The following is a 16,300-nucleotide window of genomic DNA, read 5'->3' as shown; positions in this document are numbered from 1 at the left end:
TAAAGCCTGAGGATGCAGTGGGGGAATTCCCCACGACAACACATGCAACCATGAGACACCGGGCGGAAAAAAATGAAAAGTCAGTCTCAGATGATCTTCTTACTGTTTATCGGCTACGTAGTCGTTTACATCGACAAAACCGTCACCGGCTTCGCGCTGCTGCCTATCGAAAAGGAGTTCGGCCTCAATGCCGAACAGCTGGGCTACATTACCGGCATCTTTTTTCTCGCCTATTCGCTGTTTCAGGTGCCGGCGGGCTGGCTTAACGATCGCATTGGCTACAAAACGATGCTGGTGCTGTCGCTGGCGGCGCTGGGGCTATTCGCGCTGTGCTTTGGCCTGCTGGGAGCGAGCTTCGGCCTGCTGCTGCTGTTCCGCTTTCTGTCAGGCATCGGCCACTCCGGCTATCCCTGCTCTTGCGCCAAGGCGGTGGTAAGCAACTTCACTCTTGAACAACGTACCTTCGCCCAATCGATATTGCTGTCGTCAGCGGGACTGGCAATGACCATTGGGCCGATTATCGCCGTTAACGCGCTGGCGCTGCTTGGCTGGCATCTGTCGTTCACCGTACTGGGGATCGTTGCCTGCGCTATCGCCCTGCTGATCGCCCTGCGCGTGCCGCGCCGACAACCGACGGCGATGGTCGCGAAACAGAGCGCCGCCGGCGCCGCCCTGTGGCGTAACCCCACGGTTATCCTGCTCTTTCTGGCTATCTTTTGCGTCAATATTCCCAGCTATGGCCTGATGGCCTGGCTGCCGAAGTTTTTTGTTCAGAGTATGGGGATGTCGCTGTCTGCATCCGGCTACGTGGTGGCCGCGGGGGGGCTTGGGATCTGGATCTCATCGCTCGGTACCGGCTGGCTGGTGGGTAAATATTTTCTTAATCGCGAACCGCTGGTGATTGCTATTAGCGCGCTAATCAGCGCCGTGGCGATCTTCGCCATCTTCCACGCCCGGACGCCGCTTATCGCCAGCCTGCTGCTGTTTATCGGCGAAATTTTCCTGATGTCGACCTTCGTCACCGCCTTTACCCTGCCGATGAAGCGCCTGCCGGAAAATATGATGGGCTCGGCCATCGGTCTGATTAATACCGGCGGTACTCTCGGCGGCTTTGTTTCACCGATCGTCATTGGCTATCTGGTGGAGAAAACCCACGGCTACGCCAGCGCTTTCCTGTTTCTTTCACTGGCGATGGTTTGCTCCGCGCTGGCGGTGCTACCGCTCATGAAACGTAAAACCGTCGTCAGTCAGCCCGTAATTGATTGAAGGAGTCCCTGATGCATCACGCTACTGAACAATTCATTTCCGCCGCGGCCGAGGAAGCGCTGCGCTGGCGTCGGCATATCCACGCCCACCCGGATCTGTCGTTTAACGAGAAGCCGACCGCCGATTACATCGCCCGCGAGCTGGCGCTATTTTCCGGCCTCGAGATCAGCCGCCCGCTGGAAAATAGCGTGATTGCCGTACTGCGCGGCGCGCATCCTGGGCCCATGTGGGCGCTGCGTGCCGATATCGATGCCCTGCCGCTCCAGGAAGAGAGTGGTGAAGCATTCTGCTCAACGAAGCCCGGCGTGATGCACGCCTGCGGTCACGACGCGCATACCGCGATGCTGATGGGGGCGGCGAAAGTCTTGTGCCAGCTTCGCGAACAGCTGCACGGCAGCATTAAATTCATCTTCCAGCCCGCGGAAGAGGTGCCGCCGGGCGGCGCGCGTGAGCTGGTTGAGCTGGGCGTGGTTGACGACGTTGAACATATTTTCGGCCTGCATGTTTTCCCCACCAGCCCGGTTGGCGTGATAACCCTGAAAGAGGGGGTGTACGTCGCTTCCAGCGATAACTTTGATATCACCATTCGCGGCAAAGGCGGCCACGGCTCGATGCCGCAGCACTGTATCGATCCGGTGACCATCGGCGCGGAAGTGGTCGGCGCGCTGCAGCAGATCGTCGCCCGCCATATCGACCCGTCCAACGCGCCGGTGCTAACTATCGCCACTTTTCAGGCCGGCGATAGCTATAACGTGATTCCCGACAGCGCGCGCCTGGCCGGGACGCTGCGTACCCATAGCCAGCAGGTGCGCGAGGCGGTACCGCCGCTGATGGCGCGGATTATCGACGGCATCACCGCCGCCCACGGCGCCAGCTACGAAATCAAATGGCAGCAGGGCTATGCGGTGGGCAACAACCACGACGCCACCAATCATATCGCCCGCGAAGCCATAGCCCGCCATTTCCCGGCAGGCACGCTGCAGCTGCAGGATAAGGCGCTATTCGGCAGCGAGGATTTCTCCTCCTACCAGGAGAAAATCCCCGGTACCTTCCTGTTTATCGGCTGTGGCAACCCGCAAAAAGGGGCGACGTGGAACGTGCACAACCCGCATTTTCGCATCGACGAAGATGCGCTGGCGGTCGGCATTAAGACCCATATCGCGCTGGTGAGTCAGTTGCTGAACGAGGAATAAATCAGGCGAATGCCCGGCTATTTCACCGGGCAATCATTGCTGATTTTAATAAATTTCTCGTTATAGATGATGTAGTGGTTGCCGGGCTTACGCAGCGACGACTGGCGAACGACATCGCCGGGGCGCAGATACCAGGCGTCCCCCTCCTCTTCCGTGGTGTCGCATCCCGGTTTGATCAGCAGCTTAAACCAGGTATTGCCGGTATTACTGACGCTTCCCGCTGCTTTATCGAACGCCCATTTAAACTGAACCTGCCGCGGGCGCACCACCAGAATGGTATCCATCACCACCACCGGCTCCATGCTGATCTGCCCGCCCGCCGGGGCGCGCATCACCAGGTTGCGGGTGGGAATTTCACGAAACGAGACCCGATAGTAGCGTTCGCGGTTATCCTTCGGCCCGTGATAATAGAACTTAAAATATTCGCTTTCGCCCGCCTGCAGCGTCAGTTGGCGCGGGGCGAACAGCAGTTCGCCGTCCGCCGGACGGAGGCGCACCTCACGGCCGCCGGGCCGGTCGATGCCAACGATCGACACCCGATATAGCCGCGCGCTTTTATTGTTGTTGATAACTCTCTTCGCCGCAAACTCAGCGTCAGAGGCCAGCGAAAAGGTCAGATTACCGACAGAAATCGCCTGCGCCAGCGGCGTAGCCAGCAGCCACAGGCTCGCCAGCGCCAGCTTAATTAATGTTACGCCACGTCGCCTGGACATGAATCTCTCCTGAAGCGCTGACCTCGCCAAACCAGCCGTTGTCGGTGATGGTGCGCAGCGAGATAGGATCGTCCATAGCAATCGAGAAGCGCACCGTTGTTTTATCCATCTGCCCCACATCGCCGGAAATATCAGTCCACGGCGTGGTCAGCCATAGCGCATCGGTCATGTCGTGCCAGCTATCGTCGCAGCCGGCGTCGTAACTTTTCGTCGCCCCGCTTTGGGTAATGAAAGAGAGCGACGCCGGAAACGGCACCTGCGCGGTACCGTCCGCCGAGCTGAACAGGCAATACGAGCGCCCGCTAATCGCCTGTGACGGGCCGGTCACTTTAATCAACACCTCATCGGCGGCGGTTTTGCCGCTGGTGGTGACGATGTAGCCGAAATCCAGCGCCGGTTCGCCGCTGCCGACGTAACCCTCACGCGTAGGCGCCGAGGTGTACTCATCGGAGATAATGCTAATGCTGAAATCACGCGGTTTGATAATCAGGCTATTGGATGTCGAGAATTCATACCAGCCGGATTCCGGCGAAGTGGTGTTATAAAAACGGAAGTTAAACAGATCTTTGGTGTTAATGTCGCTAATGCCCAACGCCACCATCTGCTTGAAAAAGTTACTGGAGAAAAAGACATAGATAGAATCAGAGCTCTTCATCTCGTTAAAAGTGTAATACTGCAGAATGCCGTTGACTGGTTTCCATGAGTTACCATCAAGACTGAACTGCATATCGTAGTTACCTACCGCCGATGCCAACGCAGAGTTACTGATAGCCGGGAAAATGTGAATCGAGCTGTTGCTTAATCCATTAGTTTGCAGCGTATAGTTAACCATTTTGCAGCTTAAACCGGAGCGAGAACCAATCGTTTGTGTACGGCAATCGGCATTGCCTTCACCCAGCGTGGGCACGCCGTCGCTGTTGATAAACACTTCCGCCAGTGAGTGGGTGTTTATCAGGCGTAAGTGCCCCGCTTTGGTATGGGTTACGTCGCGGATATACCAGGTACCTGACGCCTGATCTTTACAACGCTCGCCTTTGCTCGCATCGTAAGCGACCGATGTCTGGCAGGAATTAATCGTCATCGTAAAACTACCGCCGATCGGCATCTGCTGCAGGTATTGATAAAAGGCATCGGACATCATCCCGTGACGCCATTTCGTCCCGCTCCCCGTTGAGACGCCGTAAAATCCATTAGCATCTGTTGACTGGGGTAAAATCAGGCTGGTTGCCAGATCGCATCCCGAGTACCAGTTAATACACCGTAAACCCAGTAAAGGGTGAGAGACCGGCGCATTCTCCAGCCACATATCAAACCGGTAATTAGCGGAGATCCCATGGTTGTGACCATCATCGATATAACCCAGACTGACCTGACGGTACGCGGTATCGCCAGAACCGGTTGATTTTAACCCGGTCCAGCGGTTTGAGCCGGTCAGGCGGGGATCCAGCGCGCCGCCAGGGGTGACAAAGAAGTTGTCATCAGAGTTGTTCTCGACAAAGACAAATTCGCGCGCCGGAGCAGCGGCTTCAGAATATTTTGTCACCGCCGCCTTAGCGTTCATCGCCAGCGGCGCAATCGTCAGCGTCGCCAAAGCGAGTAGCCACTTAGCTTTCATTACCTTCTCCTGTCTGCTGCACCGCCGCCCATGAAGAGAGACCGCTGCATACCACGTCCCCTACCCACACCGCGCCGCGCGCCTGGCTGAGCTCCAGCGCCACTTCACAGGTTTTATTTCCGCCGTAGCTAAAATCGATGGTGGGATATTTTTTATCGACATCCATGACAAATTCACCGTTCTCATCGGTACGGGTGCGCCCGATATGGTTATTAATGCGCGCGTTCGCCAGCAGCGTGCCGTCTTCGGCGCGGATGCGCCCGGAGACGGTGACCATCTGCTTCACTTCCGGCTCGATCACCGCCACGTTACCGGGATAAAGCGTCAGGTGGCTCTTACGGCCGCTGACAATGTCGTAGCTGTCGATCGAGTTTTTACTGTTCTGCAGTTCGACTTCATAGCGGCTGTACGGCGACAGCGGCAGATAATTGCGTTTACCGCTGAGCTGCACGATGCGCCCGTTAACCTTAGCGCTGAGCTTGCCGTCGTCTTCCAGCCCGGTATTGAAGATCACCCCGGCGTTGCCGTCGGTTCTTCCGCTGGCGGCGATATTTTTCCCCTGCCAGCCGACGCTGCCGCTGGCGGTCAGGTTGGTGTTCACGTAGCCGTCGGCGCCGCTGTTGACGTTCAACGTGCCGTTGGTATAGCGCGTTTCAAACTGCGTATAAGCGCCGCCGCTTAAGGTTTTGTCGTCGCCGGTATCGCCGGAAATCGCCCGCGAAATATTGGCGCCGACGGTTCGAATCGCCCCTTCATTAAACTGCTTACGCGCCGAAATGTTGGCCATGGTATAGCCGTTCTGATGGGTCATCCCGGCGCTGAACCAGTTGCCCAGCGGCAGAGATAAATCGAGGGCGATATATTTCCCGGTGTTGGCGTTGCTATCGCCGTTGTTATAGCGCTGTAAGCCCGCGCGCAGGCCTAGCGAGCCAAAAGAGCCGCTATAAATCGTCTGGTAATAATCCGCCGTGTAGTAATGACTGTTGTAGCGGCGGTCATCGTTGTAGCTGATGCTAAAAGTGCCTAGTTTTGACCACAGGGCGTTCAGGTTCAGCGTGCCGCCGATCGCCCGGTTGTCGGCATCGCTGCGGCGCAGCTTATCGCCGATAACGGTCTTTTCCTGGTTAATCCACAGCGAGCTAAAGCCGCCGGGTAAGGTGGCGCTGACGCTGCCGATGCTGCTCCAGGAGCTGTCGCTGGCCAGCATGTTTTGCAGGTTGATATTCACCGCCTCGGTCAGCGGCAGCGTGATGCGCGTTTCGCCGACGGCATTGTTATCATAACCGTAGCCGGTGGCCGCCCAACTGAGCGTGCTCAACGAGCCGGAAGCCGATGCCCCCGCCAGCCAGCTCTCTTTCGCCGGCTGCGTCTTTTTACCGCTTTCCGACCAGCGGTCCATATGGAAACTGCCGCCCCAGATTTGCCAGGCCAGCGGCGCGCCCGCGCCGCGTCCACGGCTGAACAGTTTGTTGACGCGTTGGGTGCGTTTGCTGACCACTCTTCCGTTGACGATAACTTCGACGTCAACGTCGTAAATACCGTACGGCAGGCCTCGGGTATCAACTTCATGATTACCCATGACGAAGTTCTGCACGCTTAACAGGCGCCCGTCGCGCATCAGGTGGACCTCGCCTGCCGCCGGTAAGAATGCCACCACCGGCGTCGCCGACTGGCTGTTGTCAAATACCGTCGAGCTGGCCTGGTTGCCCCACGACGCGCCGTAGATTTTACCGGCCGAAATCGCGGTCATCGGCCCCAGCGATTGTAAGTTCCAGGTATCCAGCATTCCGCCGGCAAAACGGTGCCCGGCGAAGTCGCGCTCGTACATCGCTTTATACAGTTCGTTGTCCTGGTGGCTGGTGCCGATGCCGTACAGCGAGCCGTCGAGCACCACGTGATGCTCGCGCAGCGCGCTAACGCTATTGAGTGACAGATAGCTGGAGGTATTACTGCCACCGCTACGCATCTGGTTGTTGTAGACCCCGAGGTTGTAGGTAAGGTTATTACTGAAACTTTTAACGCTCGACTGGCCAATATCCTCGCTGCGCGACCGCAGCACGGTTCCCAGCGCCTCACGTTTCACCACCAGTTGCAACAGCAACTGGCGCAGACTAAGTTGTAGCTGCGCGGCATCGGTTAAGGGGATCTTCAGCGCGTCGTTGAAAGCCTCATTGGATAAACGGCTGAGCTGTTGACGTGTCTCGTCGCTGACGCGAGCGTTGTCATCGCCCTCTTCAAGGGTGATTTGCCGAACCCGCAGCACGTCGCCATCAAGCCAGATATACGCGGCGCCGATACGCTGATCGTTCTGATTATCGCGGCTGCCTTCAAGATGAATAAACAGAGGAATGCTCATGCCGTCCTGCAAAGCCTGGCTGAAAGCCTGCGGGATAATCACGCCGCCGATTTGCTGCACGCGCTCGGCGGCCATGCTGTCGCTATAAGGCGCCAGCAAAAGAACCATGCCGGAGGCAAGCAGCGCGTTCAGTCCAGGGGTGATCCGTCGTAAAGGCATAGTCTTAATCCATCAGCACACATGTCTATTTCACGGGAACAAACTGCTCGCCCTGCCAGAGCGCGACCCGTCCTTTTTTGTCAGCAATATTGACGCGCGTGAAGCGACGCGATTTCCCCGGCATCAGGTAATAGTTTTCTTTGCACTCTTTGCCATCAGCGATTTTCAGACACGGGCCGTAGGCGATGATGCGCAGGGTGGCGTTACCGGTATTGGTCAGCGTGTCGCCGGCAAACTGGTAGCGAAAATTAGCCTGACGCGGCGCCACCACCAGAATGGTGCCGATGCGGGCTGAAGCGGTGGCCACCGCGCTGCGCTGGGAGCCATTGCGCTGGGCATCGCTTAAGGCCTGATCGAACCAGACAATGCGGTAGTAGCGCTCTTTATCATCCGCCGGGCCTTTGTAGAAAAAGCGCACCACTTCACTGGCCTTTGCGGGCAATAACAAGCTGGCGGGGGTCAACAGGACTTCATCCTGTTTATCCATCGGGATCACTTTGCCGCCATCCAGCGGTGAAGAGAGACGTTCCAGATGAATGTTGATTAAGCGGCCGCTGTCGGTGGTATTTTTAATCTCTTTACTCAGCGTGCTGCTGCCGCTGTTCATAAAGGAAGAGATATCGCCGACATCCAGCGCCCGCGCAGGGTTAGCCAATCCAAGCAGCAGGGCAATGGCCAGGAGATGTTTTTTCATAAGCGTTCAGTCCATGAAGAGGCAGGGGTATTCCCCCTGCCCGGTGCTACGAGAAAATCAGCTGGTCCAGGTTGCGTCGAACTGCACGCTCACGTCACCGCTCCAGATCCCTTCCGGCAGCGTGCTGTAATCGGTTACCGCGGTGGTGCCGTCGGTGGTACCGCTGATGATGGAGAAGTTAAAGCCGTCCTGCGCGGTGGTGCGGCCTGCGGTGTTGTAGCCGTTAGACAGCGCGCTGAGGTTGCCGCCCAGTACGCCGTTAGCGGTGTCGATCATGATGGTGTCAGCACTCTTTTCTACCGCGGCGCCGTTATAATCCACGCCCACGCTCAGCGTTGAGCCGGAGGTATCCAGCTGAGTCAGAGTGTTAGTGATAAGACGTGAAGTCAGTTTGAAGGCAGTCGCCGTGGTATCGCCTTCAACCGCAACATCAAACAGACCTTTTTGTGAGTTAAAGCCTTTAATCCCTTCGGCATACTGGAAAGCCAGGCTGCCAAGCGGGGTAACAACCAGTTTGCTGGAAGTGTCTTTTTTCGCGGTTGCAGACCAGGTAGCAACGGCCTGAGCAGTGACATCAGCAGCCTGAGCAACACCCATTCCAGCAAACGCCGTTACCAGAGCAATAGCAATAACCTTTTTTTTCATAGCTTTTTCATCCTGAGTTTAATTAAGGACAAGTCGTCCCGGTGTACCACTAAATAAACGTTACATAACTAATTTATAAATTTTTGAATACAGCTTGGCCTCAGCATTTCGCCGATGGGTATAAATAGTTTTCACACTGCAATTTTCAATTCTGGCGATAGATTTCGGATGCATTCCCTGGGCCGTCATTCTGATCACCGTCATTTCCCGGTCAGTAATTTTTTCTTTCTTTATATCTTTACGCAGAAACCGGCCATTAATTACATAGGCCAGATCTTTTCTTATATCGCGCGCGAGGTCGACATACACCACGCCGCGAATATCACCGTTGTAATACCAATAATTGGCTAACGCTTCTGACTTTCTCGCGGCAATCAGAATGATTTGTTTGCCCTTGGCCTTGGCTAACCAGTCGTTGTCATAGCGAATAAAGTAATTTAATGCATTGGTACTCAGATTGATAAACAAAAAATCCTTACATATTTTATCCAGTGACAAATAAATAAGTTCTTCGATATCTAAAATGAGTTCCGATAAGCCTTTTAAAAAATAAGTATCATGGGCTGGCCAAATACACTTATCAAGGGAGCATTGTTCGTCCATATACTGTTTATCCTCTTCATCCTGGAATACTACCTTTCACCCCATCGCCGATAGCCAGGCCTGCAGAGATTAAACCTGCAAATTACCCCTGTTTAAATTGGTTATAATAAAACACCAGCGGCATTATTTAATAATTAATAATGTCGAAATTATTTATCGATTTATATTTTTTGTTGGATTCAAATTTAGGTTTTTTCTGATTAAGTGTCAACAAGCAGGATGTGAAGCTAATTCTCATTTATGTCAATTTTTTGCTTTTTGGCGAAATCCTATTTTTTGCTCAAAAACAAAAAACATTTAATTTCATGTGGTTATTGATCGAAAATTCCTACAATCCGAATCGATTATTATATCATCCAGGATCATAACCCTAATTCATTAGGAATATTCTTAATGGACAAGATAAGTGACGTTGCGAAAAATCTTAATAACACACAAAAGTAAGAGGATAATGCCACACAATCATTATTTACAAGACGATTCACCCAATCATAAGCTGCATGAATGGTTTTAAGCACCGCACAAAAAGCCTAAACATAAACAAAAAAACCACTTGCAGAGGACTATTAATCCAATGAAAGAATGATATCTAAGAGAATGAGATTACTTCTCATATTTCTTTCTTATTTACTCTCATTTTCATTAGTGTAGTCCATTACGCAATGATTGCCGCTGACATGTTCCTCTTGCCTTGCAGATAAGCGTTTCATCACGCTTTCATTATTTGTTCGCCTTACCGTCATCGAAAGTTCACACAAAACGCGATTAATAGTGGCCAGTTTATGACGAACCAGGACACTCTTATGAACAGCTCTCTTGCCGCGGTGGCGGAAACCGAATTTTCGCTAATTACGCCCATCACCCCAACCCGGCAGCGGAAAGTCTTAAGCGTGCGCAACCTGAGTAAATCTTATAATGCGCAGCAAACCGTCCTCGATAACATCAGTTTTGACCTGCATGCCGGCGAGCTGGTGGGAGTGATTGGCCGCTCGGGAGCCGGGAAATCTACGCTGCTGCATGTCCTTAACGGCACTCACAGCGCCACCGGCGGTGAAATTCTCAGCTTTCCGGAAGTCGGTATGCCGCATGATGTTTCACGCCTGAAAGGACGCGCGCTCAACGCCTGGCGCAGCGAGTGTGGCATGATTTTCCAGGACTTCTGCCTTGTGCCGCGTCTTGATGTGCTGACTAACGTACTTCTGGGCCGCCTGAGTCAGACCTCAACTCTGAAGTCGCTGTTTAAGGTTTTCCCCGACGCCGACCGGGCTCGCGCCATCTCTCTTCTCGAGTGGATGAACATGTTGCCGCACGCGCTACAGCGGGCGGAAAACCTCTCCGGCGGCCAGATGCAGCGCGTGGCGATTTGCCGCGCGCTGATGCAAAACCCCGGGATCCTGCTGGCGGATGAACCCGTCGCCTCGCTCGATCCCAAAAACACCCAGCGAATTATGAACGTATTGCGGGAAATCAGCGGCCAGGGGATTAGCGTGATGGTCAACCTGCATTCGGTCGAACTGGTCAAAGAGTACTGCACCCGGGTCATTGGCGTCGCCAAAGGCCGCATCATTTTCGACGATCATCCCGCACAGCTGACTCAGGGTGTCCTGCATCGGTTGTACGGCGATGAAATTAGCCAATTGCATTAATTTCCTTTAGTAAAAACACACGGGCAAAATAATGAACAAACATATTAATGGCGCAGTTCGTTTATCCGCAGCACTCGCAGCTCTGTTACTGACGTGGCAAGCGAGCGCCGCTGAACAGCCGAAGGAATTAAATCTGGGGATCCTCGGCGGTCAAAACGCCACGCAGCAAATTGGCGATAACCAGTGCGTGAAACAGTTTCTTGATAAAGAGCTGAAGGTCGATACCAAATTACGTAACTCATCCGATTATTCTGGCGTCATTCAGGGACTGCTGGGTGGTAAAGTCGATGTCGTATTAAGTATGTCGCCTTCTTCTTATGCCTCGGTCTATATCAATAACCCGAAAGCCGTCGATATTGTCGGTATCGCCGTTGATGATAAAGATCAGTCCCGCGGCTACCACTCGGTGGTCATCGTCAAAGCTGACAGCCCGTATAAAACGCTGGACGATTTAAAAGGCAAAGCCTTTGGCTTCGCCGACCCGGATTCCACTTCCGGTTATTTAATTCCAAACCACGCCTTTAAACAGAAATTCGGCGGCGACGCGGATAACAAATACAATAACTTCTTCTCCAGCGTCACCTTCTCCGGCGGACACGAGCAGGACATTCTCGGCGTGCTGAACGGCCAGTTTGCCGGCGCGGTCACCTGGACCTCAATGGTCGGCGACTACAACAGCGGCTACAGCGTAGGCGCTTTTAATCGCCTGATTCGCATGGATCATCCGGATCTGATGAAGCAAATCCGGATTATCTGGCAATCGCCGCTGATCCCGAACGGCCCGATCCTCGTTAGCAATGCGCTGCCGGCGGACTTCAAAGCCAAAGTCGTCACCGCGCTTAAAAAACTGGATACCGACGATCACGCCTGTTTTGTGAAAGCGATGGGCGGTACTCAGCACATCGGCCCGGGCAGCGTGGCCGATTTCCAGCAGATCATCGATATGAAACGCGAACTGGTTAGCGCGCGTTAATCCCGTACTGATGCCGCCGTTCGCAGATCAATGCGGACGGCGGCGCTACGTTAAAGACCTTTTCGCCGCATGAATAATACCCATACCGAATTTGAACGTTATTACCAGCAGGTCAGGACGCGGCAAAAGCGCGATACCTTCGGCTGGTCGCTGGTGCTGCTGGCGCTCTACTTTGCCGCCGGGCACGCCGCCGAGTTTAATCTGTTCACCATCTGGCGCTCGTTGCCAAACTTTCTCGATTATATGTTCGAGACGCTGCCGACGCTGCATCCGGGCGTCCTGTTAGCCGATTCTCATACCAAAGGCTCGCTGGCGTACTGGGGCTATCGCCTACCGATTCAGCTGCCGCTGATTTGGGAGACGCTGCAGCTGGCGCTGGCCTCCACGCTGGTGGCGGTCGCGGTAGCGACGATACTGGCTTTCCTCGCCGCCAATAACGCCTGGTCACCGGCGCCGCTACGCTTCGCCGTTCGCGTGCTGGTGGCCTTTTTACGCACCATGCCAGAGCTGGCCTGGGCGGTCATTTTCGTCATGGCGTTCGGTATCGGCGCGATCCCCGGTTTTCTGGCGCTGATGCTGCATACGGTCGGCAGCCTGACCAAACTGTTCTATGAAGCGGTGGAAAGCGCGCAGGATAAACCGGTGCGCGGGCTGGCGGCATGCGGGGCATCAGCGCTGCAGAAGGTGCGTTTTGCCCTGTGGCCGCAGGTGAAACCGATTTTTCTCTCCTACGGCTTCATGCGCCTTGAGATTAACTTCCGTTCATCCACCATTCTTGGTCTGGTGGGCGCCGGCGGGATCGGCCAGGAACTGATGACCAACATTAAGCTCGATCGTTACGATCAGGTCAGCATGACGCTGCTGCTGATCATTATTGTGGTGTCGCTGCTGGATATGCTTTCCGGCCGCCTGCGCCAGTGGGTTCTGGAGGGGAAAAAATGAGCCAATGGCAACATCAACCGGATATCGCCGCCAGCCGCCGCCAGCATCAGGCGCTGTATAAGACTCAGGGGCGATATCTGCGCTACGTCGGCGTGCTGGCGCTGGCGAGCGTACTTTATTACGTCTGGTTCTTTATGCAGTTCGGTATCAGCAGCGAACAACTGGCGACTGGTCTACAGCAGATGGGGCGCTATCTGCTGCGGATGTTCGTCTGGCACGATTTCTGGAACTGGCCGTTTGCCTATTACTTCACGCAAATCGCCATTACGCTTGCCATCGTCTTCGCCGGGACGATTACCGCGACGGTCATCGCGCTGTTGCTGTCATTCCTGGCGGCGCGCAATATTATGCGCGGCGTGATTCCCGGCATTATCGCCGTGTTGATGCGCCGCTTGTTTGACATGCTGCGCGGTATCGATATGGCTATCTGGGGTCTGATTTTCGTGCGCGCCGTAGGGCTCGGGCCGCTGGCGGGGGTACTGGCGATTATTATGCAGGATACCGGCCTGCTGGGCCGCCTGTATGCTGAAGGCCACGAGGCGGTAGACCGTTCGCCGGGCCGCGGCCTCACCGCCGTCGGCGCTAATGGTCTGCAGAAACACCGCTTCGGCATTTTCACCCAGTCGTTCCCGACTTTCCTGGCGCTGAGTTTATATCAGATTGAATCCAACACCCGTTCCGCCGCGGTGTTAGGTTTTGTCGGCGCGGGCGGGATTGGCCTCATCTACGCGGAAAATATGCGTTTGTGGAACTGGGATGTGGTGATGTTTATTACCCTGTTGCTGGTCGCGGTGGTCATGGTCATGGACACCCTCTCCGCCTGGCTGCGCCGCCGTTATATCGGCGGCAGCGTAGTGCCGTTGTATCAAAGTCAGCAATAACCCCTCTCCCCGGTGGCGCTACGCTTACCGGGGCTACGAACCAGGGAAAACGTCTCGTTATTCGATCCGCCACGCCAGCACCGGCCAGCCGTGCCGGGCGTTGGCTGCCAGCAGCTGCGGACAGGGGTTGACCAACCGCACGCGATCCGCATGCAGGCACAGGGGCAGGTCGTTTATCGAATCGGTATAAAAAGTGACTTCGCCAGTATAGTCAGGATGCGCCTCGCGCCACTGCGCCAGGCGCGTCACTTTGCCCTGCTGATAGCTCGGGGTACCGGCAATCACACCGCTGTAGCCGCCATCCGCCATTTCAACATCAATACCCAACGCCTGTTCAATTCCCAGCTCGGCGGCTATCGCCTGCACCAGCAGCGTTACCGAGGCGGAGATCACTAACATTTTTTCCCTTCGCGCCTGTAGGGTACGAATAACGTCCCATGCCTGTGGGTAGACCCGCGGCAACACCTTTTCGCGCACGAATCGCGCCACCAGCGTATCCACCTGCCCCTGCGGGATACCAATCAGCGGCGCCTGAATCAGCGCGACATAATCGGCGATATTCATTTCCCCGCGGTCGTAATCCGCCATCAGCTGCGCCTCGCGCGCCAGATATTCCGGGTCGCTCACCAAGCCTTCGCGCACCATAAACTGGCTCCACAGCGTACTACTGTCCCCTTTAATCAGGGTGTTATCCAGATCGAAAATCGTCACAGCATTAGACATCGGTCATTTTCCATAATCAGCAATATAAGCCTGCGAGAGCATGTATAAAGAAGATGACAGGAGCATGATCCGGCTGCGTTTCAGCCCACCCCGCCAAAGCCCATCGCCAGCAGCACCAGTAGCAATAGTAGCGGGTAGATCCGCACGTGCCAGCGATCGGGAAGTTTTGCCAACCAGCGCGATGCGCCCCGCAATCCCAGCCAGCTTCCGGCTACCAGCAATCCGGCCGCCAGCCACCAGATATTGCCGATGAAACCGGAGGGCAGCGCCGCCATCGGCGCCATCAGCAGCCACGTCAGGCTGGCGGTCGCCGCCAGCGGCAACGTCAACAGATTGGCCATCGCCGCGGCCTGCGCCATCGTCGCGCCACGCCGGCGCATCAGCGGTACGGTCATCACGCTGCCGCCAACGCCAAGGAAGGCGGCAATCAGGCCAATCCCGCCACCAAGAATAGTCTCGCGCCCTGCACTCGACGGTGCGCAAGCCGTCGACGGCGCCATAAAGCCGGGGCGAACGTAGCAATCCACGATGGTCACCGCCAGGTACAAAATGAACAGCCAGCGGATCCACTCGCCGTTGACCCTCAGCGCCAGCGCCGCGCCGGCAATACCGCCGATGGCGATGCCGCCAAGTATCGGCAGCAGGGAGCGCCAGTGAACCGTTCCGGCGCGCAGATGGCGGCCGCTTGCCAACAGCGACGTGCACAGCATCACCAGCGCCGACGTCGCTACCGCTATTTGCATCGCCTGACCGCCTACTGCGCCCTGATGGCTCAGCAGCAGGTAAAGCAGCGGCACGGTAACAAAGCCGCCGCCGAAGCCAAACAGCCAGGTGGTTACCCCGGACAACAATCCGCAAACAAAAAGCCCAAATATCATCTACCGTTCCTCCATTCAGGGAGGTAACGATATAGAATAGCGGAATGGCTGACTTACGATTAAAGGCCAATATATTACGATTTTCAGCCAGGAGTGTACGCATGCGTAATATCGCGATTAATGATGTCGATCATCTGCCGCGCCGGGTATTGGGCCTGGGTAGCGATTATCCGCCTGACACCCTTTTACCGCGCCATCATCATCGGCGAGCGCAGTTTCTCTATGCCGTGAATGGCTTAATGAAAGTCGAAACCGATGACGGCCAGTGGCTGGTGCCGCCGTTCAGCGGCGTATGGATACCCGCTAATAAACCGCATCGCGTCTGGATGCCGGGCGTGAGCACCCATAGTCTGTATATCGAACCGCAGGACGCGCCGCGCGCCGGCGTGCGCTGCGAAGTATTGCAGGTTTCGCCGCTGCTACATCAACTGCTATTGGCCGCCTGCCAGTTGCCGCTGTTGTATGAAGAGAGCGGACATGATGCGGCGCTTATCGCCCTATTGCTGTTTGAACTGCAGGGCGCCCCGCCGCTGCCGATGTTTACGCCGCTGCCGCAACATCCGCGGCTGGCTGAACTATGCAGCGCGTTTCTCCTTCAGCCGGAGATTCACAGTACACCGGAGCTGTGGGCCAAAAAGATGAGTCAAAGCCTGCGCACCTTCAACCGCCGCTTTTTGCAGGGGACCGGGATGGCGTTTCGCGACTGGCGTCATAAAGCCTGCCTGATGTACGCTCTCACCGCCCTGCGAGAAGGACGAAGCATTACCGACGTGGCATTAAGCCTTGGCTATGAACATCCGGCGGCGTTTACCGCCATGTTCCGCAAAGCGATGGGCTATGCGCCAGCCTCTTTTATCCGCCATCTTAAAGGAGGCACGCCTGTCTCTCACGCCAGATAAATAAGAACATCCTGATTCTGGCCTGTTATATTTTGATTTAGATAGTAAACATTTATTAATAAATAAAATCACCGCGTTTACTATCTGAAAAATGTGCTTATTACGGTACCGGCG

General features: G+C 55.3%; 15 protein-coding genes. 7 read left to right on the top strand and 8 right to left on the bottom strand.

The genetic code is table 11. From position 1 onward, the window contains the following. Nucleotides 1-72: 72 nt before the first annotated feature. A complete protein-coding gene (locus tag PGR79_RS08785; RefSeq protein ID WP_113373712.1) occupies nucleotides 73-1,266 on the top strand; it encodes an MFS transporter in 1,194 nt (397 codons plus the stop codon). Between the two features lie 11 nt (nucleotides 1,267-1,277). Then, nucleotides 1,278-2,459, top strand: a complete 1,182-nt coding sequence (locus PGR79_RS08780; RefSeq protein ID WP_308958681.1) for an amidohydrolase — start codon at nucleotides 1,278-1,280, stop codon at nucleotides 2,457-2,459. Nucleotides 2,460-2,476: 17 nt separating this feature from the next. Here the strand turns inward: PGR79_RS08780 and PGR79_RS08775 are convergent, their stop codons facing one another. From PGR79_RS08775 to ecpR, 6 genes are read right to left on the bottom strand one after another with little or no spacing between them, the layout of a single operon-like run. Next, nucleotides 2,477-3,172, bottom strand: a complete 696-nt coding sequence (locus PGR79_RS08775) for a fimbria/pilus periplasmic chaperone (RefSeq protein WP_087859193.1) — start codon at nucleotides 3,170-3,172, stop codon at nucleotides 2,477-2,479. Then, nucleotides 3,141-4,733 carry a fimbrial adhesin EcpD gene (gene ecpD / locus PGR79_RS08770; RefSeq protein WP_430917253.1) on the bottom strand — a complete coding sequence of 531 codons (1,593 nt, stop codon included), beginning with the start codon at nucleotides 4,731-4,733 and terminating at the stop codon, nucleotides 3,141-3,143. Before ecpD ends, PGR79_RS08775 begins: the two co-directional genes overlap by 32 nt. 43 nt (nucleotides 4,734-4,776) lie before the next feature. Next, the gene (locus PGR79_RS08765; protein WP_430921485.1) at nucleotides 4,777-7,302 is read right to left on the bottom strand and encodes a CS1-pili formation C-terminal domain-containing protein; all 2,526 of its coding nucleotides are present in this window, start codon (nucleotides 7,300-7,302) and stop codon (nucleotides 4,777-4,779) included. Between the two features lie 25 nt (nucleotides 7,303-7,327). After that, nucleotides 7,328-7,996, bottom strand: coding sequence for a hypothetical protein (locus tag PGR79_RS08760; protein ID WP_316425263.1), 669 nt, complete (start codon nucleotides 7,994-7,996; stop codon nucleotides 7,328-7,330). A gap of 57 nt (nucleotides 7,997-8,053) precedes the next feature. Beyond that, nucleotides 8,054-8,641 (bottom strand): common pilus major fimbrillin subunit EcpA, encoded by a 588-nt coding sequence (ecpA, locus tag PGR79_RS08755; protein WP_015704519.1) that lies wholly within the window; start codon nucleotides 8,639-8,641, stop codon nucleotides 8,054-8,056. 60 nt (nucleotides 8,642-8,701) lie between these two features. Next, the gene (ecpR, locus tag PGR79_RS08750) at nucleotides 8,702-9,244 is read right to left on the bottom strand and encodes an ECP biosynthesis operon DNA-binding transcriptional regulator EcpR (RefSeq protein WP_047063962.1); all 543 of its coding nucleotides are present in this window, start codon (nucleotides 9,242-9,244) and stop codon (nucleotides 8,702-8,704) included. 803 nt (nucleotides 9,245-10,047) lie between these two features. Between ecpR and phnC the strand changes: the two genes are divergently transcribed. From phnC to phnE (PGR79_RS08730), 4 genes are all read left to right on the top strand, one after another. Then, the gene (gene phnC / locus PGR79_RS08745) at nucleotides 10,048-10,890 is read left to right on the top strand and encodes a phosphonate ABC transporter ATP-binding protein (protein WP_430921483.1); all 843 of its coding nucleotides are present in this window, start codon (nucleotides 10,048-10,050) and stop codon (nucleotides 10,888-10,890) included. A 31-nt stretch (nucleotides 10,891-10,921) separates the two neighbouring features. Continuing rightward, nucleotides 10,922-11,863 (top strand): phosphonate ABC transporter substrate-binding protein, encoded by a 942-nt coding sequence (gene phnD, locus PGR79_RS08740; RefSeq protein ID WP_087859189.1) that lies wholly within the window; start codon nucleotides 10,922-10,924, stop codon nucleotides 11,861-11,863. Between the two features lie 69 nt (nucleotides 11,864-11,932). Continuing rightward, the gene (gene phnE, locus PGR79_RS08735; RefSeq protein ID WP_046884032.1) at nucleotides 11,933-12,805 is read left to right on the top strand and encodes a phosphonate ABC transporter, permease protein PhnE; all 873 of its coding nucleotides are present in this window, start codon (nucleotides 11,933-11,935) and stop codon (nucleotides 12,803-12,805) included. After that, the gene (phnE, locus tag PGR79_RS08730; RefSeq protein WP_213317705.1) at nucleotides 12,802-13,686 is read left to right on the top strand and encodes a phosphonate ABC transporter, permease protein PhnE; all 885 of its coding nucleotides are present in this window, start codon (nucleotides 12,802-12,804) and stop codon (nucleotides 13,684-13,686) included. Before phnE (PGR79_RS08735) ends, phnE (PGR79_RS08730) begins: the two co-directional genes overlap by 4 nt. Before the next feature lie 57 nt (nucleotides 13,687-13,743). On the opposite strand, the gene PGR79_RS08725 is transcribed toward phnE (PGR79_RS08730), so the two are convergent. Both PGR79_RS08725 and PGR79_RS08720 read right to left on the bottom strand, forming a co-directional pair. Beyond that, nucleotides 13,744-14,409 (bottom strand): HAD family hydrolase, encoded by a 666-nt coding sequence (locus PGR79_RS08725; RefSeq protein WP_213317706.1) that lies wholly within the window; start codon nucleotides 14,407-14,409, stop codon nucleotides 13,744-13,746. Nucleotides 14,410-14,489: 80 nt separating this feature from the next. Further along, complete coding sequence (locus PGR79_RS08720) at nucleotides 14,490-15,287, bottom strand: sulfite exporter TauE/SafE family protein (RefSeq protein ID WP_045361725.1); 798 nt, start codon at nucleotides 15,285-15,287, stop codon at nucleotides 14,490-14,492. A gap of 101 nt (nucleotides 15,288-15,388) precedes the next feature. On the opposite strand from PGR79_RS08720, the gene PGR79_RS08715 reads away from it, so the two are divergent. Beyond that, complete coding sequence (locus PGR79_RS08715; RefSeq protein ID WP_213317707.1) at nucleotides 15,389-16,186, top strand: AraC family transcriptional regulator; 798 nt, start codon at nucleotides 15,389-15,391, stop codon at nucleotides 16,184-16,186. Nucleotides 16,187-16,300: the final 114 nt, after the last annotated feature.

Source organism: Klebsiella sp. 141161, from assembly GCF_050600815.1.
Taxonomy (GTDB): Bacteria; Pseudomonadota; Gammaproteobacteria; order Enterobacterales; family Enterobacteriaceae; genus Klebsiella; species Klebsiella aerogenes.
This window is presented reverse-complemented; position numbering and strand designations above follow the sequence as displayed.